The following is a 26,524-nucleotide window of genomic DNA, read 5'->3' on the forward strand; positions in this document are numbered from 1 at the left end:
CTTTTTATTAGTCTTCTAAAAGCTCTTCAGCTGCAATTCCAGGATGTGTCATCTCATATGGATCGAGAATACGATCTAGCGCTTCTTCTGAAAGAACGTCATATTTTAGACAAAGCTCCCGGATGGATTTTCCTGTTAGAATGGCTTCGCGAGCAATGCGGGCAGCAGGCTCATAGCCAAGATGCGGGTTAACAGCTGTAATTAATCCAACGCTTTCTTCTACATATTTTGTTAATCGTTCTTTGTTCGCTTCGATTCCTGCTAAGCAGTGATCTGTAAAACTACGGAATGCATTGTTCATAATATTGATAGACTGAAGCAAGTTGAAGATTAAAACAGGTTCCATCACGTTTAGTTCAAGTTGTCCAGCTTCAGAAGCAAGGCAGATTGTATTATCATTTCCGATAACTTGGAAGGCAACTTGGTTAATTAATTCCGCCATAACAGGATTTACTTTTCCTGGCATGATAGATGAGCCAGGTTGACGAGCAGGAAGGTTGATTTCATTCAAACCTGCTCGAGGTCCAGAAGCCATCAAGCGAAGGTCATTTGCGATTTTAGACATATTCATCATGCAAACCTTCAAAGCAGCAGAGACTTCTGTATAAGCATCTGTATTTTGAGTCGCATCAACAAGATGTTCGGCTCCTATAAGAGGGAAGCCACTAATCTCTGCAAGATGTGAAACAACTTGTTTAATATATTTAGGATTTGCGTTTAGTCCAGTTCCTACAGCTGTTGCTCCCATATTTACTTCATAGAGATGCTGGCGAGATTGTTTAATTCGTTTAATATCGCGCTCTAAAACACGACTATATGCTTCAAACTCTTGTCCAAGTCGGATTGGCACGGCATCTTGTAAATGGGTACGTCCCATTTTGATGACCGAGTCAAATTCTTTTGCTTTTTGGCGAAAGGTTTGGAGCATTTTATCCATTGTAATAAGTAAACCTTCTATATGATTTAACGTTGAAATATGAATAGCAGTTGGAAATACATCATTTGTTGATTGAGACATATTTACATGTGAGTTTGGACTGAGTGTGAAATAATCTCCACGTTTCTTGCCTAAAATCTCAAGTGCTCTGTTTGCGATGACTTCATTTGTATTCATATTAATCGATGTTCCTGCTCCGCCCTGAATAGGGTCAACGATGAATTGATCGTGATACTCTCCATCAATGATTTCGTCTGCAGCCTTAACAATTGCTTCTCCGAGACCTTCATAAAGGCGTTTTACATCCATATTAGCAAGAGCTGCAGCTTTTTTTACAATAGCAAGAGCTCTTATAAGTTCTTTATCAATTCGATAGCCTGTAATCGGAAAATTTTCTACTGCACGCAGTGTTTGAATGCCGTAATAGGCTTCGTCTGGAACAGGCTTTTCTCCTAAGAAATCTTTCTCTACTCGAACATTCTCTTCTCTCATTTTCGAACCTCCATTACAATCTTTGTTGTTTAGGTGTATGATTCTTTCATTTCAATAGTGCTTACATTTTTACTGTCTTTTTTATCTACTTAATTAGTCTTGTTAGAAAGTAGAAAAAAGATGCACAAAATATTCACAGCTATTCTTTTTGATGGTACCACTAAAAGAGAAAAATAGGGTAAAATATTTTCCTCTTTTTCTCTGATATTCGATAATCTAAAAAGAATTATTTAACATAGAGCATATTTCACTTAGTTGACAATTATATTAATGAGGAGTACGATAAATATATAATCTTACGTTAACGTTAAATGTAAAGGAGAGCATATCTTGTATAAAATAGATGATGTAATGAAGATGACAGGGCTTACTAAACGAACGATTCGGTATTACGAAGAAATTGAACTTATTACACCTCCACAGCGTACAAAAGGAAATACAAGACTATACGTTGAGGAAAATATTAATGAACTAAAAAAGATCATTGAAGCTAAAGAAGTGCTTGGCTTTTCTCTTCAAGAACTTCAGCAGTTCGTTCACTTAAAAAAGCGGATTGAGCGAAGAAGAGCAGGTGGAGAATTGACTAAAGAAGGGTTAGAGGATTTCCAAGAAAGACTGGCAGTTCAAATTAATGGACTCGCCCGCAAAATCCAACGTCTGCAGCGATTTGAACAAGAGCTTCATGAACTGATGGATAGAACAGAATATCTCAAAACAACATTAGAGGAGTGATGAAGATGGAAAATGCAAAAAGAGGACGCATTATTACCGTTTTTGCAACTTTCCTAGCATTTATGGGAATAGGTGTTGTTGATCCTATTCTTCCAGAGATTGCAAAGCAAATTGGTGCAAGTCACTGGCAAGTTGAAATGCTTTTTACGGCTTATATTTTTACAATGGCTGTTATGATGATTCCAGCAGGGCTATTTGCAGCAAAACTTGGTGATAAAAAGCTCATGGTAACAGGCTTAGCTATTGTTACCGTTTTTTCATTTCTTTGTGCGATTTCTAATTCAATTGGTGCACTTTCAGGATTTAGAGCTGGCTGGGGATTAGGGAACGCTTTATTCTTTGCAACAGCAATGACGCTGCTTATTGCTCTTTCAAGTGATGCAAGTGGAGCAATTGGAATGTATGAAGCAGCAATTGGTCTTGGAATGGCAGCAGGTCCATTAGTTGGAGGTATTTTAGGTGGCATCTCATGGCGCTATCCATTCTTTGTAACGAGCATTCTTATTCTTTTAGCTTTTATTCTTGTAAGTTTCTTTGTAAAGCAACCACCACTACAACAAAAAAGACAGGCACCAGGGGTAAAAGAAATGGTTAAGCTTTTTGCATATAAACCATTTTTACAAGGTGCTTTCTCAGGTATGCTTTATTACTACGGGTTCTTTACAGTTTTAGCATATTCTCCACTTGTTTTAGGGTTATCAGCTATTCAAATTGGGTTTGTTTTCTTTGGTTGGGGACTGTGCTTAGCATATGGTTCTGCTGTTCTTTCTCATAAGCTTGAGAAAAAATGGACACCAAAGACACTTCTTAAAGTATCATTAATTGTATTTGCAATTATGCTTATTTTGTTATTTGTTGTTCAGCCTTTATGGTTAAAAATCGTAATTATTATCTTATCTGGACTAGCGTCGGGATTAAACAATGCGCTCTTTACAACACATGTAATGGGAAATTCACCATATGAGCGTGCAATTACGTCTGGAGGTTACAACTTTATTCGTTGGCTTGGAGCCGCAATTGCTCCCCTTTTATCAGGTGTGCTAGGAGAATCACTTTCTCCTCAAAGCCCATTTTTAGTTGCGGCGATTTTAGGATTTGTAGCATTCCTCTTAATTATGATTCCAGTAAGAAAAACAGAAAAAACTGCTTTATAAGGTAGACAAGAAAGTCAGGCTCAGGAAGCCTGACTTTTTTTTGAGGATATTTAAAAAAGCATAAGCCAACCTTGCTTTTTCATAGGTAAAAAGTAAAGCGGGAAAAGATATAGGAAAATGGATTCTGTTTTCAAAAATATACAATCTTTTTTTCGCAAAATGAAGGGAAAGTGATACAATAGACGAGGACATTAGGAATGTCGAAGGAGGAACAATTGTGAGAATTAAACTTGGACTTTTATATGGTGGAAAATCAGCAGAGCATCAGGTTTCTTTACAAACGGCTCTAGCGGTTATCAATGCATTGAATGGGGAGAAATTTGAAGTTCACCCTGTCTATATAACTGAAAACGGCGAATGGATTCGCGGTGAAATAATTGAAGGAAAAGTACAAGGTGTTGAAGAATTAACATTGACAGAAAAAGCAACAGCAAAAGCAATTTCACCAACATCACTAAGCACGTTGTCTCAAGAAGGAGAAGCAGTTGATGTTGTTTTCCCATTACTTCATGGACCAAATGGAGAAGACGGTACTGTACAAGGAATGTTAGAATTATTGAATGTTCCTTATGTAGGAAATGGAGTGCTTGGTTCAGCAGCGGGAATGGATAAAGTAATTATGAAAAACTTGTTTGCTCAAGCAGGTCTCAAACAAGTGAAATACGTTCACTTTTTAAAGGTTGATTGGAAAAATAGTGAAGATGCTGCATATAAAGAGGTAGAACAAGAACTTGGGTATCCTTGTTTTGTTAAGCCAGCTAACTTAGGTTCTAGTGTTGGAATTAATAAATGTACAAATAGAGAAGAACTTGTAAATGCATTTGAAGAAGCATTTCAGTTCGATCGTAAAATCATTGTTGAAGAGGGGATTACGGCTCGTGAAGTTGAGATCGGTGTTCTAGGAAACGATGCTCCTTCTTGTTCTGTTGTAGGAGAAATCGTTGCCAAAACAGATTTCTATGATTACAAGTCAAAATATCAAGACGGTGATACAGCTCTTATTATCCCTGCTGAAATTAGTGAAGAAACATACGCACGTATGGAAGAGGAAGCAATTAAGGCATTCAAAGCGATTGATGGTTCAGGCTTAGTACGTGCAGACTTCTTTCTAACAGAAGACGGCTCTTTAGTTATTAATGAAGTAAATACCATGCCTGGTTTTACACCTTTCAGTATGTTCCCGCTTTTATGGGAGCATAAAGGTGTGCCTTACAGTGAGCTAATTGAAAAATTAGTTGAGCTAGGTATGGAACGTCACGCAGAGAAACAGCAAATTAAACATACGATGTAGGAAGAAAGAGCAGAAAGAAGCACTATTCATTTATGGATAGTGTTTCTTGTGCGCTTATTGTGAAGTGAAAGGAGTCAAGTGAAAAATGATTAAAGCAACATTAGCAAAGATAAATGAATGGATTCCGAATAGTAGTGTAACAAAAGAAGAAAAAACTGAGATTCACGGGGTTTCTACAGATACGAGAACAATTCAAAAAGGAAACTTATTTATTCCATTAATCGGTGACAATTTTAATGGCCACAAATTTGTTGAACAAGCATATGAAGAAGGAGCAATAGCAGCACTATGGCAACGAGATCAAACACCTCAGCCTGAAGGGGTTCCGCTTGTTCTTGTTGATGATACGCTTCAGGCTTTGCAAACTCTATCACATAACTACCGCAAATCCCTTTCTATACAAGTTGTTGGTATTACAGGAAGCAATGGGAAGACAACAACAAAAGATATGATTGCAGCTGTTGCAAGTACTAAATATAAAGTATTAAAAACAAGAGGGAATTTAAACAACCATATTGGTCTTCCTCTTACAATGCTTGAGCTTGACGAAACAATTGAGGTAGCCATCCTTGAAATGGGAATGAGTGATTTTGGTGAGATTGACCTTCTTTCAAAACTTGGCGAACCAGACATCGCGGTTATTACAAATATTGGAGAGGCTCATATTCAGAATTTAGGAAGCAGAGAAGGAATTGCAAAAGCAAAATTCGAAATTGTGAATGGTTTGAACAATAACGGCGTATTTATTTATGAAGGGGAAGAACCGCTTCTTGCTAAATTAAGTGAAGGGGTATCATTTGAAAAGCATACATTTGGCTATAATAAAAACTGTGACCTAAGACCACTAAATGTTACACAAACAGAAAGCGGCACCGTTTTTTCATTATCAACAGATGAAAACGTAACATGTCATTTACCTGTGCTTGGAAAACATAATGTGAAAAATGCGTTAGCAAGCATTCTTGTTGGAAAAGCACTTGGCATTTCAGCAGAGGAAGCTGTGAAAGGTTTATCTCAATTACAGTTAACAAAAATGCGCATGGAAGTGATTGAAACAAGTAGTGGTGCTCGCTTAATTAATGATGCTTATAATGCGAGCCCAACAGCAATGAGAGCTGCTCTTCACCTCTTGCATGAGCTTTCGGGATACAACCGAAAAATAGCGGTACTAGGAGATATGCTTGAGCTTGGTGAGGATGAACGAGAATATCATTATGAAGTTGGAAAATCTATTGATAAAAATGAAGTATCATATGTCTTTGCATATGGACCTTTAAGTGAGGAAGTTGCTAAAGGAGCATCAGATGCTGGGGTTGAACATGTTTATCATGTTGAGGATAAGGACACACTAAGTGAGCAACTGAGCTGTATTATAAAAGAGCAAGATGTTATTCTTTTTAAAGCTTCACGTGGTATGAAATTAGAACAAGTTATTACAGCGCTCTTAGAAAAAGGAATATAAGTTATAAAGCCCCTTCACTTACGTGAAAGACAAGGAATGTAATTTTTAGGTTACTTGAATATTACTCATATTAGTGATATGATAACATCTAAAATAACATTTGATAACGACCTTTAGGATAAAGAAGGATTCTGCGAAGAAAAAGGTAGAGTTTTTCTCGCTCTTAATTGATGATATATAAGTCTTACTCTTCCATGCAGTAAGAACATTTCTGCTTGTGATCATTGTTATGAACGTAAAAGAAGAAGTGGTGCTATGTTAGCACCACTTCCTCACGTTAAAGCAGTTCTTTTATAATAGATATAATGCTTATGGGAATTTAGATTAAAAGGAGTTTGAAACAATTGACGTTATTCCAAGATTTTGAAATTAGTCAACCGCTGAAAAAAGCAATTAGTAAAATGGGATTTGAAGAGGCAACACCAATTCAAGCCCAAACGATTCCAGTTACACTTGAAGGTAACGATGTAATCGGTCAAGCACAAACAGGTACAGGGAAAACAGCAGCATTCGGTATTCCTCTTATTGAGAAAATTGATGTAAATAATCCTCGTATTCAAGCAATTGTTATTGCCCCAACACGCGAATTAGCTATTCAGGTTTCCGAAGAACTATATAAAATTGGATATTATAAACGTGTTCAAGTTTTATCTGTTTACGGAGGACAAGAGATTGGTCGCCAAATCCGTGCGTTGAAAAAAGGACCACAAATCATTGTTGGTACTCCAGGAAGAATGCTAGATCATATCAACCGTAAAACAATTCGTCTTCAAGACGTACAAACAGTTGTACTTGATGAAGCAGACGAAATGTTAAACATGGGCTTCATTGAAGATATCGAAAGCATCTTAAAAGAAGTACCAAGTGAACACCAAACATTACTTTTCTCAGCAACAATGCCAAAGCCAATTCAAGCAATTGCAGAGCGCTTCATGCATGAGCCAAAAGTAATCAAAACAAAGTCTAAAGAAGTGACAGTTTCAAATATTGAACAATACTATATTGAAACACAAGAGCAAAAGAAATTTGACGCATTAACTCGTCTGCTAGACATCCAAGCACCAGAGCTTGCAATTGTCTTTGGTCGTACAAAACGTCGTGTTGATGAGCTATCAGAAGCGCTTCAAACGCGTGGTTATGCAGCACAAGGTATTCACGGTGACCTTACACAAGGTAAACGTATGAAAGTATTGCGTCAGTTCAAAGAGCGTTCAATCGATATCCTTGTTGCAACAGATGTTGCTGCACGTGGATTAGATATTTCAGGTGTTAGTCACGTTTATAACTTTGACCTTCCACAAGATCCAGAAAGCTACGTACACCGCATCGGACGTACTGGTCGTGCAGGGAAACAAGGTAAAGCAATGACATTTGTGACACCTCGTGAAATTCCACATCTTAAAAACGTGGAAGCAACAACAAAACGTCGTATGGAGCCAATGAAAGTTCCAAGCCTAGACGATGCTCTTGAAGGTCAACAACGTCTAATTTTTGACCAAATTACAAGTGCAATTAACGAAGAAAACCTTTCTTCTTACGAGCAAATGGCTGAAAACCTTCTAGAGAAGAACGATGCAGCGAAAGTAGTAGCAGCAGCACTTAAGTTAATGACAAAAGAGCCTGATACAACTCCTGTTAAATTAACATCTGAGCCGCCTTTACAAGTGAAAAAAGATCGTAAAAAATCATATGGTAAAGGTAACTACTCTAAAAATAAACGCAACTATAGAAATAAAGATGGACGTCAGCAATCTTCACGTTCATACGATATGAAGCAACGTCGTTCACGCACAAACAAAACACGTAAGTCTTCATAATAAAAAGCTCTAGCACATGCTGCTAGAGCTTTTTTATTTTTATGATAACGAGCTTCTTAGAGGGGCATGCTAAGAAGCAGGGAGCGTGTAAAAGATGACAAAAATACGTCTTGGATATGTTGCCATGAGTATGGAACTTGTGAATAGTTCTCCTTCTCAAACAATGACATATGCAAACTTTAAAAAAATTGGTAATCGAGAAGCTGCTATTCGGAAACTTGAGCGTATTGCGATTTCAAATCTTGAAAATTGCCTTCGTCTTTTAAAACATAACTTATGGAATGAAGTAGAATTTTTTAGATTGAGTTCTCGTCTTATTCCTCTTGCAGGACATGAGGATCTTTCTGATTGGGACTATATGAAGCCATTGAAACCCGTCTTAGCAGAAATTAAATCATTTTTAGAAGAACATCCAATGAGGGTTGATTTTCATCCTGATCACTTTGTTCTTCTAAATTCCACAAAGCCTGAGATTTTGAAAACCTCCGTTCAAACACTAACAATGCATGCTCGCCTTCTGAAAGGGATGGGTATTCCAACTCAACATCGCTGTGTGCTCCATGTGGGAGGGGCACATAAAAACAAAGAGAGGGCGCTTGAACAATTTATTCATAATTGGGCTCTTGTACCAAAGTCTATTGCTAAAATGGTTATGCTTGAAAATGATGATACAACGTTCAATATAGAAGATGTTTTATATCTATGTGAAAAGATTGATATTCCTTTTATTTTTGACCTTCACCATCATTTAGCAAACAATGAGGGGGAAAGATGGGAAGATCATTGGGAGAGGATGGTTGGGACATGGGCTCATTCGACCCTTCCTATGAAAATGCATATTTCTAGTCCAAGGAATGAGGAACAATTTCGGGCGCATGCTCCATATGTGGATCCTGAGATGTTTATTCGATTTCTTCGTACTATAAATGGAACGGTCAATCTGTTAGATTGCATGATTGAGGCAAAACAGAAGGATAAAGCACTAGAGAAGCTCATGAGAGATTTAAGCAAATATGATGATGTTCACGTTTTATCAAAAGGAAGCTTTGAAATCATTGAAAAAGGAACCTAAAAAGGTTCCTTTTTTATTCGTGCTATTTACGTTGAAGGGTGAAAAGAGAGAGAACGAAGCCACTTATAATACCGCTGAGGTGGGCAACAACATTAATATTTGAATTTACAAACGTCATAACAAGTGCAATAATGACCATTGTCATTATCACTTGAGTATTGTCTCGCCCAAGAATATCTTTTCGATAGAGTAAAAAGAAAAGATAGATTCCGAACAAACCAAAAATAGAGCCAGAAGCACCTACGTGTGTATAGTAAATATTTTCAAGTAAGTATGTTGCAACGTTAGCAATGATACCTGTTGTGAAATACATTAAAATGAACTTCCCTTTCCCTAATATCCTTTCAAGGGCAGGAGCAAAAATTAGAAGAGAAAATGTGTTAAAAAGAAGATGGGAAAAACTTATATGTGTAATAATAGGGGTAATAAGTCTCCACCATTCTCCTTGAGAAATGTTCCCGTTAATCCCAATAAAATAATAGATCAGCGATTGCGTGCTTTCTAAAGGGATTTTGGCAAGAAGCCAAACAACAATGTGAATTAAAATAAGTAGAAACACAACCGGATAGAGCTTTATGAACTCTCTAAAATTCTCAGTACGAACAAACAAAAAATCATCTCCTCTATTCAATATATCTAATGTGTTTAATTTAGGAAGGATTACAAATCTTCTTCATTATTTCATAAAGGGAAAAGAAGTTCTAATAAAGTCCCTTTCTTTACATAAAGCCAAGTCAATAAAAAGCATGTCATGTAAGTCTATTATAAAAGGAGTACTCTTTATGATTATCGGAATGGGAAATGATATTGTTGAGCTTGTCCGAATAAAAAAGGCATTAGAGCGTAACGACAAGCTTGTAAAGCGAATCTTAACACTTCGTGAACAAGAGAAGTTTTATACGCTTTCAAACAAAAGGAAAATAGAGTTTCTAGCAGGCCGATTTGCTGCTAAGGAAGCCTATGCAAAAGCAAAAGGAACAGGCATTGGTTCATTGCTTTCTTTTCAAGATATTGAGATTGAATATGAATCGTCTGGAAGACCTTATATTAAAAATGAACACGAAATTACACACTTGGCTATATCACATAGTGAGCAATATGCTATTGCAAACGTGATAATTGAAAGCCTGTCACGCTAGTCTGCATATTCGTTGTTTTCACCTCATATATTCATATTGTCCAATTAAAAGATACGACAATACATTTTTGCAAATCTTGCAAAAGAATAAGGGGTGTAGGAATGAAAAGATGGATTGTTAAAGCCATTGTCTTTTTAAGTGTTTTATTTGTACTAGCAGCTTGTGGAGATAAAAGTGCAGATGATGTAAAAAAAGATTTAAATGAAAAGATGGAAAAGTCAACAGGTTATAAAGCAACAGCCGAGATGATGTTAAATACAGGAGAAAAACCACAGAAATATGATGTGGAGATTTGGCATAGCAAACCTGATTATTATAGGGTAGAGCTTAAAAATGCCAAAAAAGATCAATCTCAGATGATTTTGCGTAATAATGAAGGAGTTTTTGTGCTAACTCCTGCGCTTAATAAAAGCTTTAAATTTCAAAGTGGTTGGCCACAAAATAGCAGCCAAGCATACCTTTATGAGTCGTTAATTAAAGACATTAAAGGAGACGATGAAGCAAAATTTCAAGTAGCTAAAGACGGTTATATCTTTACAACAAAAACCAACTATCAGCACCAGTCTGTGCTTCCAAATCAAAAAATTATTTTAGATAAAAAAGAGCTTACCCCTAAAAAAGTAGAAATTATGGATACGGACAATGAGCCTGTTATTACGGTTGACTTTAAGAAAGTAGAGATGAATGTTAAGTTTGATAAAGATGCGTTTGATACTAAGCGGAATATGACTGCTAAAAAGTCAGATGTGCCAACAATGACAAGTGAAGAAGAACCTTTCTCAGTTAAGTATCCTTCATATACACCTGAAGGTACAGAGCAAGAAGAAGAGAAAACGGTTAAAACGATGGATGGAAAACGTGTTGTACTCACATATGGTGGTGAGAAGTCCTTTACTGTGATTCAAGAGCAGGCAACAGTTGCAGAAGCTTCTACTACAACTCCTGTGAATGGAGACGTTGTTGACCTAGGTTTCTCAATTGGAGCTCTTTCAAAACAAAGTATTCAATGGACAGCAGATGGAGTGGAATACATTATTGCGTCTGATGACCTTTCTCCAGAGGAATTTATGATGATTGCAAGCTCAATGGAAAAAGAACAAGGAAAATAAAAAAAGGAAGTTCATTCTCTAAAAGGAGAACGAACTTCCTTTTTTAGATAAACTTTTACGAATCCTAGTTTATTTTTGTATAATAAAAGCACGATAAATGCATGAATTGTTTTTGATAAGAATAAATGTAAACAAACCGTGCAATTGTAGTATAGTGGCTTCTACAAGCCATAGTTCTTAAAGGAAGTGACACCAGTGAATTCGTTTTACCGTAACACATGGGCTGAAATTGATTTAGAAGCTGTTTCTCATAACGTAAATTGCTTAAAAGAATGGCTGCCAAAGGGTAAACAGATTATGGCTGTTGTAAAAGCAAACGGATATGGGCACGGTGATATTGAAGTAGCGAAAGAAGCAATTGGAGCAGGAGCTACGTTTTTAGGAGTAGCATTGCTTGATGAGGGAATTAAATTAAGAGCAAATGGGATTAAAGTTCCGATTTTAGTATTAGGAGACGTGCCTCCTTCATATGTTGATATTGCAGCAGAGTATGATATCTCACTTACCCTTCATAATGAAAGTTGGTTACGTGAAGCATTAAAGTATGATATAAAGAAGCCTCTTTCTCTTCATATGAAAATTGATACAGGCATGAATCGCATTGGGTTTAAAGATAAAGAGGTAATGGAGCGTGTTGTCTCAAAAGTTAAACAATCTTCTCATTTTGTGCTAGAGGGACTTTTTACACATTTTGCAACAGCAGATGAGCTTCATAGTGAGTATTACGAAGAGCAAAGTAAGTGTTTCGTTGAAACTGTGTACTATCTGAAATCAAAAGGGGTTTGTCCTCCTAATGTTCACTGTGCAAACAGTGCTTCGACTTTACGTTTACCACATGATTGTTTTACAATGGTACGCTTCGGGATTTCAATGTACGGTTTAAGCCCGTCATCTGAAATGAAAAAAGTATTGCCATTTACATTAAAGCCAGTTCTATCTCTCTATACATCTTTGATACATGTTAAGAGCCTAAAAGAGGGTGAAAGCATTAGCTATGGAGCGACATATACAACAAAGAAAGAAGAATGGATCGGAACTGTGCCAATTGGTTATGCAGACGGTTGGCTTCGAGGTCTTCAAGGTTTTACAGCATTGATGAACGGAGAGGAAGTACAAAATGTTGGACGCATTTGCATGGATCAACTTATGTTTAGACTTCCAAAAGATGCAGCGGTCGGCACAAAAGTCACGTTAATAGGTCATGATGGCGGGAAGTCCATTAGCGCAGATGATATTGCAAGCTATCTTAATACAATTAATTATGAAGTTACTTGTATGATCAGTGATCGCGTTCCTCGAGTATATAAGAGAGCAGATAAAGTTGTAAAAGTTATAAATAATGTGCTAGCTTAGAGTAGCAAGGCGTGATTTTTTATGATTGCATGCATAAAATAATAGTATTGATGACGATAATAGTTGAAGAAATGACAGAATTCGCTTTGCATAAAACTGTATAGATGGTATGATGAAAAAAGATAAAAATAATTTATATTTAATATCTTACTCGTCTGTAAGAGGAAACAAGTAGTGCCTTAATTAGGTTCTACTGTTTACAATGTGCTCTCATAATAAAAAAATAACTATTCTTATTTGTTTTGTACTGATGGTGGAGGTGTATGTTGGTGTCTGAAGCGAGCGCAACGATGGAGCTTTTAGTTCGTTTACCACAACATTTAGTATCTGAACTAGATGCTATCGCAAAGCAGGAAAACAGTAACCGAAATGATTTGATTAATCAAGCTGTAAAGAAGTTCGTTGATGAGAAAAGAAATAGTAGCATCCGCAATAATATGCGACGGGGTTATATGGAAATGGCGAAAATTAACCTAAATATTGCGTCTGAAGCTTTCTTGGCTGAACATGAAGCGGACAACACAGTCGAACGTCTTGTAAGTGGAGGATAAAACGGTTGGTAGTAAAACGTGGCGACGTTTATTTCGCTGATTTATCTCCCGTTGTTGGTTCTGAGCAAGGAGGGGTCCGACCTGTCCTTGTTATTCAAAACAACATTGGTAACCGTTTTAGTCCCACGGTTATTGTCGCAGCCATTACCGCTCAAATTCAAAAGGCAAAGCTACCTACGCATGTAGAAATTAATGCTAAGAAATACGGGTTTGAACGAGACTCCGTTATTCTGTTAGAGCAGGTTCGAACAATTGATAAGCAGCGTTTAACAGACAAGATTACGCATCTTGATGAAGAAATGATGAGTAAAGTCGATAAAGCGTTACAAATTAGCCTTGGGCTTATTGATTTTTAGGCTTGTAAATAATGGAATTAATATTATCTTTGTGTATCATTTTTCAGGTTATAAGAAGAAAAATTAAGCGAAGCGATCGCACACAACTACCAGATTAACAGCAATGATGAGGGTGCTCCGTCCTTTATATAGGAAAGTACCCTTATTCTTGACTGGAAAAACTAAATACACGTATGATTAAAAGTAGGGGATTTTTCACTCCTGCTTTTTTTCATTACTGTTATAATAGAAGAGACAGTTTAAAAATAATATTTTGTTATATATATGTGTACTGTAATAAGGAGGACAAGATGGAACGGAGTATTCAACAATATATAATTGAACATAGACAAGAAATCGCAAAAGGTTGGCTTGATACGATGAAGGATGTATCAGCAGAACCTCTTACAAATGTAGTATCTGAGAACGTTTATGTTAGCATGAATTCTGAATTTCTTGATATTATCTTTAGTCACCAAACAGAGTCACCTGAGCACTTTAGAACAAAGTTAGAAGAGTTCATTGAACGTGTTGTAAAACTCGGATGGCCACTCACATATTTGACGCGAGCAATTCGTTTGCTTCGTAAAGTAATCCTAGAGTTGCTTATGGAAGATGAGTTTGCACGTGATGATAACTATGTGCCCATGGAAACTGTGCAAGAATTAGAGCTATGGGTAGAACCTATCTATCATGAGTTAGAAGACATCTACGCGACATCTTGGGAAAACACAATTAATCTCCAAAAAGTGGCTCTTCAAGAACTATCAGCACCGCTTATTCCAATCTTTGATAACATCACAGTGATGCCTCTTGTAGGAACGATTGACACGGAACGGGCAAGCATTATTATGGAAAATCTTTTAGAGGGTGTTGTAAAACATCGGTCAGAGGTTGTGCTTATTGATATAACGGGAGTTCCTGTTGTTGATACAATGGTGGCACATCATATTATCCAAGCTTCGGAAGCAGTACGACTAGTTGGGGCGAAATGCCTTATTGTCGGTATTCGTCCTGAAATTGCTCAAACAATTGTTAATCTTGGCATTCGTTTGGATCAAGTTATCACAAAAAATTCTCTAAGAGTAGGCGTTGAACGCGCCCTTGAAATAACAAATAGACAAATTATAAGTATGGAGGAATAGCTATGCGGATTCCTATATTAAAGCTATATGACTACTTATTAGTTTCCATTCAGTGGGAGCTTGACGATCAAACCGCAATCCAATTTCAAGAAGATCTATTAAATAAAATTCACCAAACAGGTGCAAAAGGAGTCGTAATTGACTTAACCTCAATCGATATGATTGATTCATTTATAGCAAAAGTTTTAGGTGATGTTGTTAACATGTCCGGACTGATGGGAGCAAAAGTCGTCTTAACTGGTATTCAGCCAGCAGTAGCCATTACTCTTATTGAACTTGGGATTGGATTAAGCGATGTATGGACAGCCTTAGATTTGGAAAAAGGACTTGAGAAGCTCCAGTATGAATTGGGGGAATAACAATGGAATTCCAATCCTGCGTCAAAATTATTACGGAGTGGGATATTGTGGCTGCCCGTCAATTAGGTCGCAATGTCTCTAAAGAGTTAGGGTTCGGAACGGTCGACCAAGCTCGGATTACAACCGCAATCTCTGAACTAGCTCGGAATATATATTTATATACAGATAAAGGCCAAATATGCATCGAGAAGATATTTGAAAGAGGAAAATCGGGCCTTTTAATCATAGCAAAAGACCAAGGTCCGGGAATTGCGGACATACGAAAAGTAATGGAAGACGGTTATACAACTTCAGGAGGATTAGGAGCTGGTCTTCCTGGTGTAAAAAGACTCGTTGATCAATTTGATATTAATTCAGTTGTTAATGAAGGAACAGAAATTCGAGCAGTTAAGTGGCTCCGGTAAGGGGGAGGAGAATGGATTTTCAAAATGAAATGAAGGCACTATACCGGGACATACTGAGCAGCTATTTGCAAACGCCAAATGAAACGGTGTTGTATGAAGGGCAAAAGCTAAGCCGTAAGTCTCTTGAGAATAATATCTCCCCTGAAGATATTGTTAGTATCCATAAAGAAGTGATTGAAGAAATTCATCAAGATATTCCAAAAGAAGTTCTTCAATCATTAGATTTTCTACTTGAAATGATGATTAGCTATGGACTTGCACTAGGTGAACATCAAATGCTCAAGAGCAAGCAAATTGAGCTGAACTCTGAAATTGAAATCGCCTCAAATGTTCAACAAAATTTGCTTGGTACAGCAGTGCCTTCCTTAAAGTCGCTAGATATCGGTGCTATTAGTATTCCCGCTAAAAAGATGAGCGGGGATTATTATCATTTTGTACAAGACGAGAATGATCGTATTAGCATTGCTGTTGCTGATGTTATTGGAAAAGGTATTCCAGCTGCAATGTGTATGTCAATGATCAAATATGCCATGGATAGTTTACCTGAGTCAAGGAAGACTCCTGACTATGTATTGGAGAATTTAAACAATGTAGTAGAACAAAATGTTGATCCAAGCATGTTTATTACCATGTTTTTCGGTATCTATGACTCTGCTGATGGAAGTTTCTGCTACTCCTCAGCAGGTCATGAGCCAGGATTCTATTATAATGCGAAAGAAGACAAGTTTTCAGATATAGATGGTAAAGGCCTTGTCCTAGGGGTTGATCGACATCGTAAATACAAACAGTATGAAAAGCATCTTGAGATAGGGGATCTTATTGTTCTGTTAACAGATGGAGTAACAGAATGTCGAACAGAAGAAGGATTTATTGAGCGAGAACAAATTATTGATCTCATTCGGAAGTATATGCATCTTCCGGCTCAAGAAGTTGTATACTCTATTTACAAGGAATTGGAAAAATTACAAGATTTCCAACTTCGTGATGATTTTACCCTTATTATTTTAAAAAGATTGGTTTAACTTATTAAAATAAGGGTAACTAAATTGATAGCAGTATAATTGAAGGGGGTAAATCCTGTGAACTTATCAATAGATGTACAAATGAAGGATGAAAAACATTACATCACTTTAGCCGGTGAAATTGACGCATATACAGCGCCAGAGTTAAAAAACAGATTTATGGAATTAGCACAGTTGTCAGAACCATACATTGTTGTGGATTTGACAAATGTTTCTTATATGGATAGTACAGGTTTAGGTGTATTTATTGCGCTACTAAAAGCAATTAAGAGTAGCGAAGGTAAATTGAAATTTGTTGGTGTTTCAGAACGAATTAAACGTTTGTTTGACATCACGGGTCTAACGGAAATTTTAAATGTAAATTCTCACGTAGAGGGTGGCGTAAAATGAAACAACCATATGATATCGTAGAGATGAGAATCCCTGCTAAACCAGATTATGTGGCCATTGCTCGTTTAACGTTATCGGGAATTGCTAACAGAATGGGCTTTTCCTATGACGATATTGAAGATATGAAAATTGCAATTAGTGAAGCATGTACGAACGCTGTACAGCATGCCTATAAAGAAGAAATTGGAGAAATTACAGTTGCTTTTGGTCTTTACGAAGAATATTTAGAGATCGTTGTAGCTGATAAAGGTGAATCATTTGATTATAGTGACTTGCAAAAAGAAGCAGGGCCATATGAAACATCTCGAGAAGTTGAAGAATTACCAGAAGGTGGTCTTGGCTTATATTTGATTGATACTCTTATGGACCAAACAAAAATTACTCATAATAAAGGTCTTACTTTGATGATGGCGAAGAACTTACAAAGAGAGCAGGTGGAGAGTGATGGCAGCACAATCTCAACCTACGAAGCTAAGTAAAGAAGAAGTTATCAAGCTTATTGATCAATATCAAAAAAATAACGATAAAGATGCTCAAGACAGACTTGTTATTCAATATAAAGGTCTTGTAGAATCCATTGCCAGAAGATATTCAAAAGGTGGCAACATTCATGAAGATATTTCTCAAGTTGGGATGCTTGGATTATTAGGAGCTATTCGTCGATTTGACCCAAGCTATGAGCGCAGTTTTGAATCATTTGCAGTCCCGACTATCGTTGGAGAAATTAAAAGATTTCTTCGTGATAAAACATGGAGTGTACATGTTCCGCGTCGTATTAAGGAACTTGGCCCACGTATTAAGGCAACAGTTGAAGAGCTTACAACAAAACTTCAAAGGTCACCTAAAGTACATGAGATTGCTGAACATCTTGAAGTATCTGAAGAGGAAGTACTTGAAACAATGGAGATGGGCCAAAGTTATCAAGCACTTTCTGTTGATCACTCAATTGAAGCAGATTCAGATGGAAGTACAGTAACAATCCTAGATTTAGTGGGGCAAAGAGAAAACGGATATGAGACTGTTGACCAACGGTTAGTATTAGAGAGAGTACTCCATGTTTTAACAGAGCGCGAGCGAGAAATCATTCAGTGTACTTTTATGGAAAACTTAAGTCAAAAAGATACAGGAGAGAAGTTAGGTATTTCTCAAATGCATGTATCAAGACTTCAGCGAAGAGCGTTAGAAAAGCTGCGTAATGCAGTTAGGACGGATGCTGAAAAAGTGGAGAATTCACTTTAATGAGAAACGAATCCATTCCGCAAGTAAAAGTAGAAACATATCAGGTTTCTAAAAATGGAAGTCATTACTGCGGAGATAGCTACTTCATAGCAGACACAGAGGATTACTTCCTCTGTGTTGTAGCAGATGGTCTTGGAAGTGGAGAGTACGCTATGTATGCAGCTGTTGCTGTTAAAGAAACTGCTGAACGCTTCCAAAACCAAGAAGTAGAAGAGATTATGGCACAGTGCAACAACGCTCTAAAAAGTACACGAGGCGCAGCTGTTTCAGTTTTGAAGATTTACAAAAAGAAACTGCAATTTATATATAGTGGAGTAGGCAATATTCGTTTTTATCTATATTCGCCTGATGGAAATCTGACATATCCCATTCCAGTAAATGGGTTTCTTTCTGGAAAACCTCAGTCCTTTAAAACTGGTACGTTTTCTTATCAGCCAGGAAGTCACTTTTTAATTCATACAGATGGCATTTCAATCAGTGGGATTAAAAATATCTTTTCGCGCTCAAGATCGCTTTCTGATATTTCTTCCTATATGCAAATGAGTATTCCTCCTTCAAATGATGACGCAACATATGTTTTAGGTTGTGTTGGTCACTAAAAGAATAAAGTGCAGCAACAGATTATCAGGGGGTAATCTGTTTTTTTTGTTTCTTTTGTAAGAGAGGAAGAAATTGCTATAATAAAGAAAGGTCCAGCGAAGGAGGAACTCGTATGTCATTAACAAAAGAACAGCAGTTGAAGCAAATTGAGGCTTCATTACATATACCTTTAAAAAAGATTAAAAGCGTGATTGAACTCACTGAAGAAGGAAATACAGTACCATTTATTGCCCGCTATCGAAAGGAAATGACAGGGGCTCTTGATGAAGTTGAAATACAGTCTGTGCTAGATCGGTGGACATACCTTCAAAATCTTGAAAACCGAAAAGAAGAAGTTTTAAGACTTATTGAAGAACAAGGGAAATTATCAGATAACCTTAAAAAGAAAATTGAAAAAGCTTTAAAGCTTCAGGAAGTGGAAGATTTATATAGACCATATAAGCAAAAAAGAAGAACGAAAGCAACGATTGCTAAAGAGCGGGGACTACAGCCGCTTGCTGACTGGTTGCTAACTTTCTCAACAAAAGAAGAAGTAGAGAACTATGCTCAAAAATTTATCTCTCAAGATAAAGGAGTACGTACGATAGAAGAAGCTCTAGAAGGAGCAGCAGATATTATTGCTGAAGAAACTTCAGATCATCCTAAATATCGAGAATGGATTCGTGTGCAAACTCGAAAAGAAGGTAAAATTGTATCAGCTAAGAAAAAAGATGCAATAGATGAAAAAGAAGTTTACAGCATGTATTACGAATATGAAGAGAACATTAATAGAATTGTACCTCATAGAGTGTTGGCGTTGAATCGAGGAGAAAGTGAAAATGTTCTTCGTATTTCAATGGGTTTTCCAGAAGATCGTATTATTCAATATTTAGAGCGCGAAATTATTAAAAATATTTATGCTCCATCTGTTTCTTATGTAAAAAAAGCAATTGCAGATGGATTTAAACGCCTTTTAGCTCCTTCTATTGAAAGAGAAATCCGAAGTGAACTTACAGAAGTAGGAGAGAACCAGGCTATCAAAATTTTCTCTGAGAACTTGCGTAATTTACTTTTACAGCCTCCTCTAAAAGGGAAAATGGTGCTAGGAGTAGATCCTGCATATCGAACGGGTTGTAAGCTAGCTGTTGTAGATGAAACAGGTAAAACATTAGAAATTGATGTAATTTATCCTCATCCACCAAAAGCTAAGAAGCAAGAAGCCTATGATAAAGTTGTTGAACTGCTACAAAAATATAATGTTGAAGTAGTAGCAATTGGGAATGGAACAGCTTCAAGAGAGACCGAACAGTTTATTGCTGATTTGCTAAAAGATATGAAACAGAATATTTTTTATCTTATTGTCAATGAAGCAGGAGCAAGTGTTTATTCAGCCTCTGCGCTTGCGCGTGAAGAGTTTCCAACTCTTCAAGTTGAGGAGAGAAGCGCAATTTCGATTGCTCGCCGTTTGCAAGACCCGTTAGCAGAGCTTGTTAAAATTGACCCGAAATCTGTTGGAGTTGGTCAATATCAGCATGATGTGTCTCAAAAAAAATTAAACGAGTCATTAAAATTTGTTGTTGAAACGGTTGTAAACCAAGTTGGTGTAAATTTAAATACAGCTTCCTCTTCTCTTTTACAATATGTAGCGGGGCTTAACAAAACAGTGGCAAACAATATTGTGCAATATAGAGAAGAAGAGGGGAAACTTACAAATCGTAGCCAGCTCAAGAAGGTTCCTCGATTAGGTGCCAAAACATATGAGCAGTGCGTTGGTTTCTTGCGTATTTTAGATGGAAAGCAGCCTCTTGATAGAACAGGGATTCATCCTGAGAATTATGAGGTAACTAAAAGATTATTACAAATGATGGGGATGACAACTAAAGACCTTGGGAGCCCTTTATTAGCCGGAAAAATAAAAGAACTAAGCAAAGAGGAAGCCTTGCAAGAACTAGAAATTGGAGAATTAACTTTAAACGATATTATTGATTCTCTCCAAAGACCAGAGCGTGACCCACGGGATGAATTACCAAAGCCTCTTCTCAAACAAGATATTCTAAAGCTAGAAGATTTAACACAAGGGATGGAGCTTGAAGGCACAGTAAGAAATGTTGTGGACTTTGGCGCATTTGTAGATATTGGGGTAAAGCAAGACGGTCTTGTGCATATTTCAAAGCTAAGAAATTCATATGTTAAGCACCCATTAGACGTTGTCGCTGTTGGTGATCTAGTAACAGTATGGGTGGAAAGTGTTGATGCTTCAAAAGGACGTATTGCTTTGTCCATGATTGCACCTTCTTAAAACAAGGGCACTGCTAAGAGCAGTGCTTCTTTTGATAAAAGAACCAACACTGATTCAATAGTTTAATTTGATAACGATCTTTCGTATAATAAGCACGCTGCATTTGATTGATTAGCCATGAAGGCATATTGCCACGTCCTTTCTTTTTAAAAGGGTATTAATAGTAAGTATATGCGTCTAGGGCTAGTCACGTGCTTATGAAAGGAGATTGAGTAATGAATAATGACGGGTTGCAAGAGCTAGTAGAAAAAATCTCTATGGAATGCTTTGACAGAGCATTTGAACATCAGGCATATTTCAACAAAAGACTTCGGACAACAGGTGGCCGCTATATGCTTAATACACATCATATTGAGGTGAATTTTAAGTATTATGAAGAGTTTGGAGAAGGGGAGCTTATTGGGATTATTAAACATGAGCTATGTCATTATCACCTTCATCTTATGGGTAAAGGGTATAAGCATGGAGACCAAGAATTCAAAGCGTTGCTAAAACGAGTTGGAGCTCCAAGGTATTGTAGCTCACTTCCTTCTATTCAAAAGAAAAACAAGAATGTTTTTTACCGTTGTAAAGATTGCGATTATCTTTATAAAAGAAAGCGTAAAGTAGATATTACGAAATACCGATGTGGAAGATGCAAAGGTAGCCTTCTTCTTCTTAAAAAAGGTATTGACTCTTAAAATGAACTATGCTAAATTTATGGAGTCGCTATTTCTAGGATGAACTTTTAGTTTGTAAGAAAAAATGTTGACAAGCTAAGTTAGCTGGTATATAATAAATAGCGTCTCATCATAATATTCCACAGTAGCTCAGTGGTAGAGCTATCGGCTGTTAACCGATCGGTCGTAGGTTCGAATCCTACCTGTGGAGCCAAACGGGGAAGTACTCAAGTGGCTGAAGAGGCGCCCCTGCTAAGGGTGTAGGTCGCGCGAGCGGCGCGAGGGTTCAAATCCCTCCTTCTCCGCCATATTTTTTATATGGCCCGTTGGTCAAGCGGTTAAGACACCGCCCTTTCACGGCGGTAACACGGGTTCGAATCCCGTACGGGTCACTTTTATAATATTTGATGTCGATCATTCACCTTTTGAAGAAGTAAAGGTCATCTCATCAATTTATATCATCTTTTGGGCTATAGCCAAGCGGTAAGGCAACGGACTTTGACTCCGTCATGCGTTGGTTCGAATCCAGCTAGCCCAGCCATTGAGCCATTAGCTCAGTTGGTAGAGCATCTGACTTTTAATCAGAGGGTCGAAGGTTCGAGTCCTTCATGGCTCACCATTTTTGTGTGAGTAACAATAGCATACGCGGGTGTGGCGGAATTGGCAGACGCGCTAGACTTAGGATCTAGTGTCTTTATGACGTGGGGGTTCAAGTCCCTTCACCCGCATTCATTTTTCAACACTTGCGGTCGTGGCGGAATGGCAGACGCGCTAGGTTGAGGGCCTAGTGGGTGTATAACCCGTGGAGGTTCAAGTCCTCTCGGCCGCATCAAAAATACCAAAGGTTTAAACCTTTGGTATTTTTTTATGTTTTTTTGTTTAACAAATTGGGAAGCTTTAATTAAATTTTGATTAGCATCTCTAATATATAGATGCAAAGGCTCCATGACTTCCTGTTCTTGTTACAGGAGTTTCTTCAACATTAACTTTGTGAAACCTGAAATGATTTAAAACTTCTTCTATATTTTCTCCGTAACAAAACGCACAGTTTTCCTCCTGACTTGAAATGTTTCTTCTTGCACTCCTAACACATTTATATAAAACCCTACTGTTTGTTCGATATTGTTTCCAATTGAAATAAGATGGTGAAGATTCTTTGTCAAAATCATTTATCTCTGCTTCATGCTAGAGTATAAGCTTATGTGCTTAACCGTGAAGAGGTAGGGAGAGGAGCTCCATTGTATTGAATAGTTGCAAAAACTTGAATGTCATCTGCCTCATAAGGGAGAACCGAAGCAGTTGTGGTGAAAATACCACTAGCATTTGTTAATAAAGTATCAGAAGCAAAGTTAAGCGAGTCGGAGGACTCCCTTAACACTACTTTCACATTTTTTAAGGGGATTTTGTTGTAAGAAACTCTGCCGACAATTTTTAATTGTGTATCTTCTGTCTCAGAAATTTGCAGAGTAATATCAGGAAATTCACTTATAATCTGCGGAGGGATTCGCGGAATTTCACCTCCACACCTGCACCTCTTTTTGGCCATGATCGTCACTTCCTTACAAATGCCTATAACATAAAGGAGGTAAACCTCTTCTTTATCTTTCTATAAAGAAAAGGGGGAGAGTGCTCCAGTAGAGATAAGAGAAAGTAAAGCTAATTTGAAAAGCTCTTTCTAAATATGGAGTTGTTAAAATTTGCACAATCTAAGAATAAAGCCTCTTTCTGTAATCAACTATAATATGGTAAATTTCTGTGGAGTTGAAAATGGTACAGGAGGAGATGTGAAAATGCAAGTAAAAGAGATATTTTTTATTAGGTGCATTTCGTGTTTAAGTGTTGTTATGATTCATGTGTTAGGAATTACAATGCATAGTACGTCATCTATGTTAATGACGTTATTAATGTTTAGCACTCCAGCATTCATCTTTATTTCTGAGTTTTTACTTTCCTACTCATATCCAAATGGAACACCAAAAGGTTTTTTACTAAAGAGAATACAGTTTATTTTTTTGCCATTCCTTTTTGTAGCCTTTGTTGATGCTGTTATGATGTCTAGTTTAGGTGGTAATGTGACACTACTATCACTTCTACAAAGAATAAGTGCTAACATCTTTCTTGGTAATTTCATCGGGTACTTCATCCTCATCATCTTCCAGTTTTACTTATTGCATATTTTCTTTCATCAAATACTCCAGCAGATTTCTGCTAAGTTTGTTCTTTCTATAGCGTTTTTGGTTAATGGAGGATACCTTACTTTTGTAACGTTTATAGATATTCCTTCTTTTGGACCTAATCCAATCTTTCCGATTTCTTGGATTCCTTTCGTAGGATGGGTTTTCTATTTTTGTCTTGCTTACTATTGCGGACAAAATTATAAGGGATTTATTTCTTTATTAGATCAATATCGTTATATCGTGTATGGTATGGCAGCCTTATCAGCCTTTATGATTTTAAATAATACGTATTTTGGTTTCTTTGAAGTATCATCAAAAAGGCCTGATATTCTTCTATACACAACAAGTATAATCTTTTTATTTTTCCATCTGTTCTCAAAAGTTTCAAAAGTACCTTCTATTATCATGACAATTAGTAATTACTCTTTCTCGATTTATTTATTTCATGTGTATTTCTTAGGGATAGGGCTTGCGATTTTAAATAGTTTTACAGAAGTACAAAATTCAATAAGCCTTATAGTTATTTATAGCTTTTCAATTGTTGGTCCAATGATGTTATCGTGGGTTTTTAACCATTTTAAATATGGATATATGTTTGTTGGAAAAATCTATAAACCAAAACAGAGTCAACGACGTAATACAGTCTCTATGTAGCTATAAAAAGAGCCGCTTATTTGAAATAAACGGCTCTTTTTTATCTTGATATTTCGTTGATTGTCTCTTCCCATCGTTGGATGACTTCTTCTGGATTATCTAAATTTATTTTTACTCCAGAAGAAATAGAAGCATATTTAGCTCTATCTTCACGTATGTTTTCAACTTTCCCAATAAAGCGTTCTCGTTTGTACTTAGCGAGATGGAGTAGTGGAAGCTGTTTGAGGGAGAGTTTAATATAGTAGGCTTTTCCTTGAAAGAAAAACACAAGAGTTGCTTTTTTTGAACGGATGATGTTCTTTGTTGTAGTCGTTTCTGACCAAAGTCCAAGGTAAACTTCCTGCGCATTTTTTGCTACAATCTCACCAACGCTAATCATTGCGGTATGTGGCCAGTTTTCTTCATCTATGGTGAGAAGCATGAATGCTTCATGTTGTTTATTATCAAGGTTTTTTCCGTTTAATAATTCTAAAACTTCTAATGACAATTCCTTCCTCATAAGTAAAAACCTCCATTCTCAAAGGGTTAGTTGTTTTTAATTCCTTTCCATCTCTTAGCAGCAGGAAGACAAATATTAAACTGATCAAGAGTTCTAAATACAATATGATTAATAATATCGTTAATGCTTTGAGGGTGATTATAGAAAGCAGGCATTGGGGGGAATATGATGGTTCCCATACGTGACAACGCTAGCATATTTTCAAGGTGAATATCATTTAGTGGCGTTTCACGAGTCATTAATAGTAATTTTTTTCGTTCTTTTAATATCACATCTGCTGCTCGTGTTACAAGATTATCTGCTAGGCCCATCCGGATGGAGGCTAAAGATTTCATACTGCAAGGAGCAATAATCATTCCATCAACTTGAAAAGAACCACTCGATATTTTAGCACCTAAGTCTTTTGGGGAATACGTATAGTCTGCAAGTGCTTCAACTTCTTTGGTAGTATAAGTAGTCTCTACATGAACTGTAGCTGAAGCCCACTGAGACATAACAAGATGTGTTTCAATGTCTGTATTTTTTAAAAGCTCAAGAAGACGTATACCAAAAATTACCCCTGTCGCTCCTGTTATACCAATAATTAATCTCATGTTCTGACTCCTTTCTTTACAGGATAAGGTGGTATAAAATAATTATACAGTGCTCCTCGTTTTATTAAAAATATCTATAAAATGTATATATAATACCAGCAGAGTATATTAAAATTTCAAGCAGCCTTCTATCTATGTAGAAGGGAGGCTAATTTAAAATATAATATTTTTTTAAAATACTTTTAGAAAGTGTTGACACATAAAAGAAGAGTTGGTATTATTAATGACGTTGCTTCTTTAAAAAGCCTTTCAGAAAATGAAAGGAACTAATTTAAAGAAGAAATAAACTAAAAATACTTTTTTAAAAAAGTATTGACATGATAAATTGGTTTTGGTAAGATAATTAATGTCGCTTCTAAGGAAGTGATGAGAAATAATTAAAACAACAAAAAAAGTTGTTGACAGCAAAACCGAAAGATGATAAGATGATTAAGTCGCTTATTTAAGAAATGCGCCCGTAGCTCAATTGGATAGAGCGTTTGACTACGGATCAAAAGGTTATGGGTTCGACTCCTATCGGGCGCGCCATTTACAAAATAAAGTCATCTGACGGGAAGTAGCTCAGCTTGGTAGAGCACATGGTTTGGGACCATGGGGTCGCAGGTTCGAATCCTGTCTTCCCGACCAGGAGCAACTTCAAAAAGATGCGGGTGTAGTTTAGTGGTAAAACCTCAGCCTTCCAAGCTGATGTCGTGAGTTCGATTCTCATCACCCGCTCCAATTATATTGACCTTTGAAAACTGAACAAAATACGTCAACGTTAATTCTATTTTATTTTTAAAACAAAGTTTCTTATAAGAAACAAAAAGCTATGGACATCGAAAGATGAAACCAAACTTTCTATGGAGAGTTTGATCCTGGCTCAGGACGAACGCTGGCGGCGTGCCTAATACATGCAAGTCGAGCGGAGTTTTGAAAAGCTTGCTTTTCAAAACTTAGCGGCGGACGGGTGAGTAACACGTGGGCAACCTGCCCTTGAGACGGGGATAACTCCGGGAAACCGGAGCTAATACCGGATAACACATATCTTCGCATGATGATATGTTAGAAGGTGGCTTTTA

Annotated in this window: 28 protein-coding genes, 10 tRNA genes, 1 rRNA gene and 1 pseudogene; 33 read left to right on the forward strand and 7 right to left on the reverse strand. The window is 36.9% G+C overall.

Annotated features, from left to right (window positions below):
- Window positions 1–7: 7 nt before the first annotated feature.
- Window positions 8–1,429, reverse strand: coding sequence for an aspartate ammonia-lyase (gene aspA / locus ACK3CR_RS25840; protein WP_328122964.1), 1,422 nt, complete (start codon window positions 1,427–1,429; stop codon window positions 8–10).
- Between the two features lie 330 nt (window positions 1,430–1,759).
- Between aspA and ACK3CR_RS25845 the strand changes: the two genes are divergently transcribed.
- The 6 genes from ACK3CR_RS25845 to uvsE all read left to right on the forward strand — a co-directional run bounded on the left by ACK3CR_RS25845 (window position 1,760) and on the right by uvsE (window position 8,957).
- Window positions 1,760–2,161, forward strand: a complete 402-nt coding sequence (locus ACK3CR_RS25845) for a MerR family transcriptional regulator (RefSeq protein ID WP_488976322.1) — start codon at window positions 1,760–1,762, stop codon at window positions 2,159–2,161.
- 5 nt (window positions 2,162–2,166) lie between these two features.
- Window positions 2,167–3,315 carry an MFS transporter gene (locus ACK3CR_RS25850; RefSeq protein ID WP_243515717.1) on the forward strand — a complete coding sequence of 383 codons (1,149 nt, stop codon included), beginning with the start codon at window positions 2,167–2,169 and terminating at the stop codon, window positions 3,313–3,315.
- Between the two features lie 214 nt (window positions 3,316–3,529).
- Window positions 3,530–4,606, forward strand: coding sequence for a D-alanine--D-alanine ligase (locus tag ACK3CR_RS25855; RefSeq protein WP_243520998.1), 1,077 nt, complete (start codon window positions 3,530–3,532; stop codon window positions 4,604–4,606).
- Between the two features lie 85 nt (window positions 4,607–4,691).
- Entirely contained in the window at window positions 4,692–6,068 is a 1,377-nt protein-coding gene (locus ACK3CR_RS25860; RefSeq protein WP_488976323.1) for a UDP-N-acetylmuramoyl-tripeptide--D-alanyl-D-alanine ligase, read from the forward strand.
- Window positions 6,069–6,412: 344 nt separating this feature from the next.
- Complete coding sequence (cshA, locus tag ACK3CR_RS25865; protein ID WP_243515713.1) at window positions 6,413–7,885, forward strand: degradosome RNA helicase CshA; 1,473 nt, start codon at window positions 6,413–6,415, stop codon at window positions 7,883–7,885.
- 94 nt (window positions 7,886–7,979) lie between these two features.
- Window positions 7,980–8,957 (forward strand): UV DNA damage repair endonuclease UvsE, encoded by a 978-nt coding sequence (gene uvsE / locus ACK3CR_RS25870; protein WP_488976324.1) that lies wholly within the window; start codon window positions 7,980–7,982, stop codon window positions 8,955–8,957.
- 22 nt (window positions 8,958–8,979) lie between these two features.
- Here the strand turns inward: uvsE and ACK3CR_RS25875 are convergent, their stop codons facing one another.
- Window positions 8,980–9,567: a rhomboid family intramembrane serine protease gene (locus ACK3CR_RS25875; RefSeq protein WP_243515709.1), complete on the reverse strand. Its 588-nt coding sequence runs from the start codon at window positions 9,565–9,567 to the stop codon at window positions 8,980–8,982.
- Window positions 9,568–9,739: 172 nt separating this feature from the next.
- Between ACK3CR_RS25875 and acpS the strand changes: the two genes are divergently transcribed.
- From acpS to ACK3CR_RS25945, 14 genes are all read left to right on the forward strand, one after another.
- Window positions 9,740–10,096 (forward strand): holo-ACP synthase, encoded by a 357-nt coding sequence (gene acpS, locus ACK3CR_RS25880; RefSeq protein ID WP_243515707.1) that lies wholly within the window; start codon window positions 9,740–9,742, stop codon window positions 10,094–10,096.
- A 101-nt stretch (window positions 10,097–10,197) separates the two neighbouring features.
- Window positions 10,198–11,205, forward strand: coding sequence for a LolA family protein (locus tag ACK3CR_RS25885; RefSeq protein WP_243515705.1), 1,008 nt, complete (start codon window positions 10,198–10,200; stop codon window positions 11,203–11,205).
- A gap of 195 nt (window positions 11,206–11,400) precedes the next feature.
- Window positions 11,401–12,558: an alanine racemase gene (alr, locus tag ACK3CR_RS25890; protein ID WP_243515703.1), complete on the forward strand. Its 1,158-nt coding sequence runs from the start codon at window positions 11,401–11,403 to the stop codon at window positions 12,556–12,558.
- A gap of 269 nt (window positions 12,559–12,827) precedes the next feature.
- Complete coding sequence (locus ACK3CR_RS25895) at window positions 12,828–13,109, forward strand: ribbon-helix-helix domain-containing protein (protein WP_019395219.1); 282 nt, start codon at window positions 12,828–12,830, stop codon at window positions 13,107–13,109.
- Window positions 13,110–13,114: 5 nt separating this feature from the next.
- Window positions 13,115–13,465: a type II toxin-antitoxin system PemK/MazF family toxin gene (locus tag ACK3CR_RS25900; protein ID WP_019395220.1), complete on the forward strand. Its 351-nt coding sequence runs from the start codon at window positions 13,115–13,117 to the stop codon at window positions 13,463–13,465.
- A 290-nt stretch (window positions 13,466–13,755) separates the two neighbouring features.
- Window positions 13,756–14,589, forward strand: a complete 834-nt coding sequence (locus tag ACK3CR_RS25905) for an STAS domain-containing protein (RefSeq protein WP_061802742.1) — start codon at window positions 13,756–13,758, stop codon at window positions 14,587–14,589.
- Between the two features lie 2 nt (window positions 14,590–14,591).
- Window positions 14,592–14,948, forward strand: coding sequence for an STAS domain-containing protein (locus ACK3CR_RS25910; protein WP_019395222.1), 357 nt, complete (start codon window positions 14,592–14,594; stop codon window positions 14,946–14,948).
- Window positions 14,949–14,950: 2 nt separating this feature from the next.
- Window positions 14,951–15,352 carry an anti-sigma regulatory factor gene (locus ACK3CR_RS25915; protein ID WP_019395223.1) on the forward strand — a complete coding sequence of 134 codons (402 nt, stop codon included), beginning with the start codon at window positions 14,951–14,953 and terminating at the stop codon, window positions 15,350–15,352.
- 11 nt (window positions 15,353–15,363) lie between these two features.
- The gene (locus ACK3CR_RS25920) at window positions 15,364–16,374 is read left to right on the forward strand and encodes a PP2C family protein-serine/threonine phosphatase (RefSeq protein ID WP_243515701.1); all 1,011 of its coding nucleotides are present in this window, start codon (window positions 15,364–15,366) and stop codon (window positions 16,372–16,374) included.
- A gap of 57 nt (window positions 16,375–16,431) precedes the next feature.
- Complete coding sequence (locus ACK3CR_RS25925) at window positions 16,432–16,764, forward strand: STAS domain-containing protein (RefSeq protein ID WP_243515699.1); 333 nt, start codon at window positions 16,432–16,434, stop codon at window positions 16,762–16,764.
- Complete coding sequence (gene rsbW, locus ACK3CR_RS25930; RefSeq protein ID WP_243515696.1) at window positions 16,761–17,243, forward strand: anti-sigma B factor RsbW; 483 nt, start codon at window positions 16,761–16,763, stop codon at window positions 17,241–17,243. The genes ACK3CR_RS25925 and rsbW overlap by 4 nt, the downstream gene beginning before the upstream one ends.
- Window positions 17,209–18,003, forward strand: coding sequence for an RNA polymerase sigma factor SigB (gene sigB / locus ACK3CR_RS25935; RefSeq protein ID WP_488976325.1), 795 nt, complete (start codon window positions 17,209–17,211; stop codon window positions 18,001–18,003). The genes rsbW and sigB overlap by 35 nt, the downstream gene beginning before the upstream one ends.
- A complete protein-coding gene (locus tag ACK3CR_RS25940) occupies window positions 18,003–18,602 on the forward strand; it encodes a PP2C family serine/threonine-protein phosphatase (protein ID WP_243515691.1) in 600 nt (199 codons plus the stop codon). Before sigB ends, ACK3CR_RS25940 begins: the two co-directional genes overlap by 1 nt.
- Window positions 18,603–18,715: 113 nt before the next feature.
- Window positions 18,716–20,881, forward strand: a complete 2,166-nt coding sequence (locus ACK3CR_RS25945) for a Tex family protein (protein ID WP_410914482.1) — start codon at window positions 18,716–18,718, stop codon at window positions 20,879–20,881.
- A 13-nt stretch (window positions 20,882–20,894) separates the two neighbouring features.
- Here ACK3CR_RS25945 and cmpA read toward each other — a convergent pair whose 3' ends face one another.
- Entirely contained in the window at window positions 20,895–21,008 is a 114-nt protein-coding gene (cmpA, locus tag ACK3CR_RS25950; protein WP_087944394.1) for a cortex morphogenetic protein CmpA, read from the reverse strand.
- A gap of 88 nt (window positions 21,009–21,096) precedes the next feature.
- Here cmpA and ACK3CR_RS25955 point away from each other — a divergent pair, with 88 nt between their 5' ends.
- From ACK3CR_RS25955 to ACK3CR_RS25990, 8 genes are all read left to right on the forward strand, one after another.
- Entirely contained in the window at window positions 21,097–21,561 is a 465-nt protein-coding gene (locus tag ACK3CR_RS25955; RefSeq protein ID WP_243515687.1) for a SprT family protein, read from the forward strand.
- A 118-nt stretch (window positions 21,562–21,679) separates the two neighbouring features.
- Window positions 21,680–21,754: transfer RNA gene (locus ACK3CR_RS25960), tRNA-Asn, on the forward strand.
- Window positions 21,755–21,757: 3 nt separating this feature from the next.
- A tRNA-Ser gene (locus ACK3CR_RS25965) sits at window positions 21,758–21,848 on the forward strand.
- Between the two features lie 12 nt (window positions 21,849–21,860).
- Window positions 21,861–21,932 (forward strand) — tRNA-Glu (locus tag ACK3CR_RS25970).
- Window positions 21,933–22,006: 74 nt separating this feature from the next.
- Window positions 22,007–22,081, forward strand: a tRNA-Gln gene (locus ACK3CR_RS25975).
- Window positions 22,082–22,083: 2 nt separating this feature from the next.
- Window positions 22,084–22,159 (forward strand) — tRNA-Lys (locus tag ACK3CR_RS25980).
- Between the two features lie 26 nt (window positions 22,160–22,185).
- Window positions 22,186–22,268, forward strand: a tRNA-Leu gene (locus ACK3CR_RS25985).
- A gap of 17 nt (window positions 22,269–22,285) precedes the next feature.
- Window positions 22,286–22,369 (forward strand) — tRNA-Leu (locus ACK3CR_RS25990).
- A gap of 190 nt (window positions 22,370–22,559) precedes the next feature.
- On the opposite strand, the gene ACK3CR_RS25995 is transcribed toward ACK3CR_RS25990, so the two are convergent.
- Window positions 22,560–22,709: a VOC family protein gene (locus ACK3CR_RS25995; RefSeq protein WP_410914483.1), complete on the reverse strand. Its 150-nt coding sequence runs from the start codon at window positions 22,707–22,709 to the stop codon at window positions 22,560–22,562.
- 29 nt (window positions 22,710–22,738) lie between these two features.
- A complete protein-coding gene (locus ACK3CR_RS26000; protein WP_488976326.1) occupies window positions 22,739–23,086 on the reverse strand; it encodes a hypothetical protein in 348 nt (115 codons plus the stop codon).
- Between the two features lie 244 nt (window positions 23,087–23,330).
- On the opposite strand from ACK3CR_RS26000, the gene ACK3CR_RS26005 reads away from it, so the two are divergent.
- A complete protein-coding gene (locus ACK3CR_RS26005; protein ID WP_243520996.1) occupies window positions 23,331–24,371 on the forward strand; it encodes an acyltransferase family protein in 1,041 nt (346 codons plus the stop codon).
- Between the two features lie 40 nt (window positions 24,372–24,411).
- Here ACK3CR_RS26005 and ACK3CR_RS26010 read toward each other — a convergent pair whose 3' ends face one another.
- Window positions 24,412–24,870, reverse strand: coding sequence for a pyridoxamine 5'-phosphate oxidase family protein (locus tag ACK3CR_RS26010; RefSeq protein WP_488976327.1), 459 nt, complete (start codon window positions 24,868–24,870; stop codon window positions 24,412–24,414).
- Window positions 24,871–24,896: 26 nt separating this feature from the next.
- Window positions 24,897–25,469, reverse strand: a pseudogene (locus ACK3CR_RS26015) (non-oxidative hydroxyarylic acid decarboxylases subunit B); the annotation flags it as partial.
- 445 nt (window positions 25,470–25,914) lie between these two features.
- Between ACK3CR_RS26015 and ACK3CR_RS26020 the strand changes: the two are divergent.
- The 4 genes from ACK3CR_RS26020 to ACK3CR_RS26035 all read left to right on the forward strand — a co-directional run.
- Window positions 25,915–25,991, forward strand: a tRNA-Arg gene (locus ACK3CR_RS26020).
- A 22-nt stretch (window positions 25,992–26,013) separates the two neighbouring features.
- A tRNA-Pro gene (locus ACK3CR_RS26025) sits at window positions 26,014–26,090 on the forward strand.
- A 19-nt stretch (window positions 26,091–26,109) separates the two neighbouring features.
- A tRNA-Gly gene (locus ACK3CR_RS26030) sits at window positions 26,110–26,183 on the forward strand.
- 119 nt (window positions 26,184–26,302) lie between these two features.
- A 16S ribosomal RNA gene (locus tag ACK3CR_RS26035) occupies window positions 26,303–26,524 on the forward strand; the annotation flags it as partial.

The organism is Priestia sp. TRM10, assembly GCF_057808375.1.

Coding starts and splice junctions, on each gene's coding strand:
- acpS (WP_243515707.1), top strand. CDS start 9,740: ATGATTATCGGAATGGGAAATGATATTGTTGAGCTTGTCCGAATAAAA.
- sigB (WP_488976325.1), top strand. CDS start 17,209: ATGGCAGCACAATCTCAACCTACGAAGCTAAGTAAAGAAGAAGTTATC.
- ACK3CR_RS25860 (WP_488976323.1), top strand. CDS start 4,692: ATGATTAAAGCAACATTAGCAAAGATAAATGAATGGATTCCGAATAGT.
- ACK3CR_RS25885 (WP_243515705.1), top strand. CDS start 10,198: ATGAAAAGATGGATTGTTAAAGCCATTGTCTTTTTAAGTGTTTTATTT.
- ACK3CR_RS25995 (WP_410914483.1), bottom strand. CDS start 22,709: ATGATTTTGACAAAGAATCTTCACCATCTTATTTCAATTGGAAACAAT.
- ACK3CR_RS25850 (WP_243515717.1), top strand. CDS start 2,167: ATGGAAAATGCAAAAAGAGGACGCATTATTACCGTTTTTGCAACTTTC.
- ACK3CR_RS25955 (WP_243515687.1), top strand. CDS start 21,097: ATGAATAATGACGGGTTGCAAGAGCTAGTAGAAAAAATCTCTATGGAA.
- ACK3CR_RS25915 (WP_019395223.1), top strand. CDS start 14,951: ATGGAATTCCAATCCTGCGTCAAAATTATTACGGAGTGGGATATTGTG.
- ACK3CR_RS25910 (WP_019395222.1), top strand. CDS start 14,592: ATGCGGATTCCTATATTAAAGCTATATGACTACTTATTAGTTTCCATT.
- ACK3CR_RS25920 (WP_243515701.1), top strand. CDS start 15,364: ATGGATTTTCAAAATGAAATGAAGGCACTATACCGGGACATACTGAGC.
- ACK3CR_RS25905 (WP_061802742.1), top strand. CDS start 13,756: ATGGAACGGAGTATTCAACAATATATAATTGAACATAGACAAGAAATC.
- ACK3CR_RS25945 (WP_410914482.1), top strand. CDS start 18,716: ATGTCATTAACAAAAGAACAGCAGTTGAAGCAAATTGAGGCTTCATTA.
- rsbW (WP_243515696.1), top strand. CDS start 16,761: ATGAAACAACCATATGATATCGTAGAGATGAGAATCCCTGCTAAACCA.
- ACK3CR_RS26005 (WP_243520996.1), top strand. CDS start 23,331: ATGCAAGTAAAAGAGATATTTTTTATTAGGTGCATTTCGTGTTTAAGT.
- uvsE (WP_488976324.1), top strand. CDS start 7,980: ATGACAAAAATACGTCTTGGATATGTTGCCATGAGTATGGAACTTGTG.
- cmpA (WP_087944394.1), bottom strand. CDS start 21,008: ATGCCTTCATGGCTAATCAATCAAATGCAGCGTGCTTATTATACGAAA.
- ACK3CR_RS25940 (WP_243515691.1), top strand. CDS start 18,003: ATGAGAAACGAATCCATTCCGCAAGTAAAAGTAGAAACATATCAGGTT.
- ACK3CR_RS26000 (WP_488976326.1), bottom strand. CDS start 23,086: ATGGCCAAAAAGAGGTGCAGGTGTGGAGGTGAAATTCCGCGAATCCCT.
- ACK3CR_RS26010 (WP_488976327.1), bottom strand. CDS start 24,870: ATGAGGAAGGAATTGTCATTAGAAGTTTTAGAATTATTAAACGGAAAA.
- aspA (WP_328122964.1), bottom strand. CDS start 1,429: ATGAGAGAAGAGAATGTTCGAGTAGAGAAAGATTTCTTAGGAGAAAAG.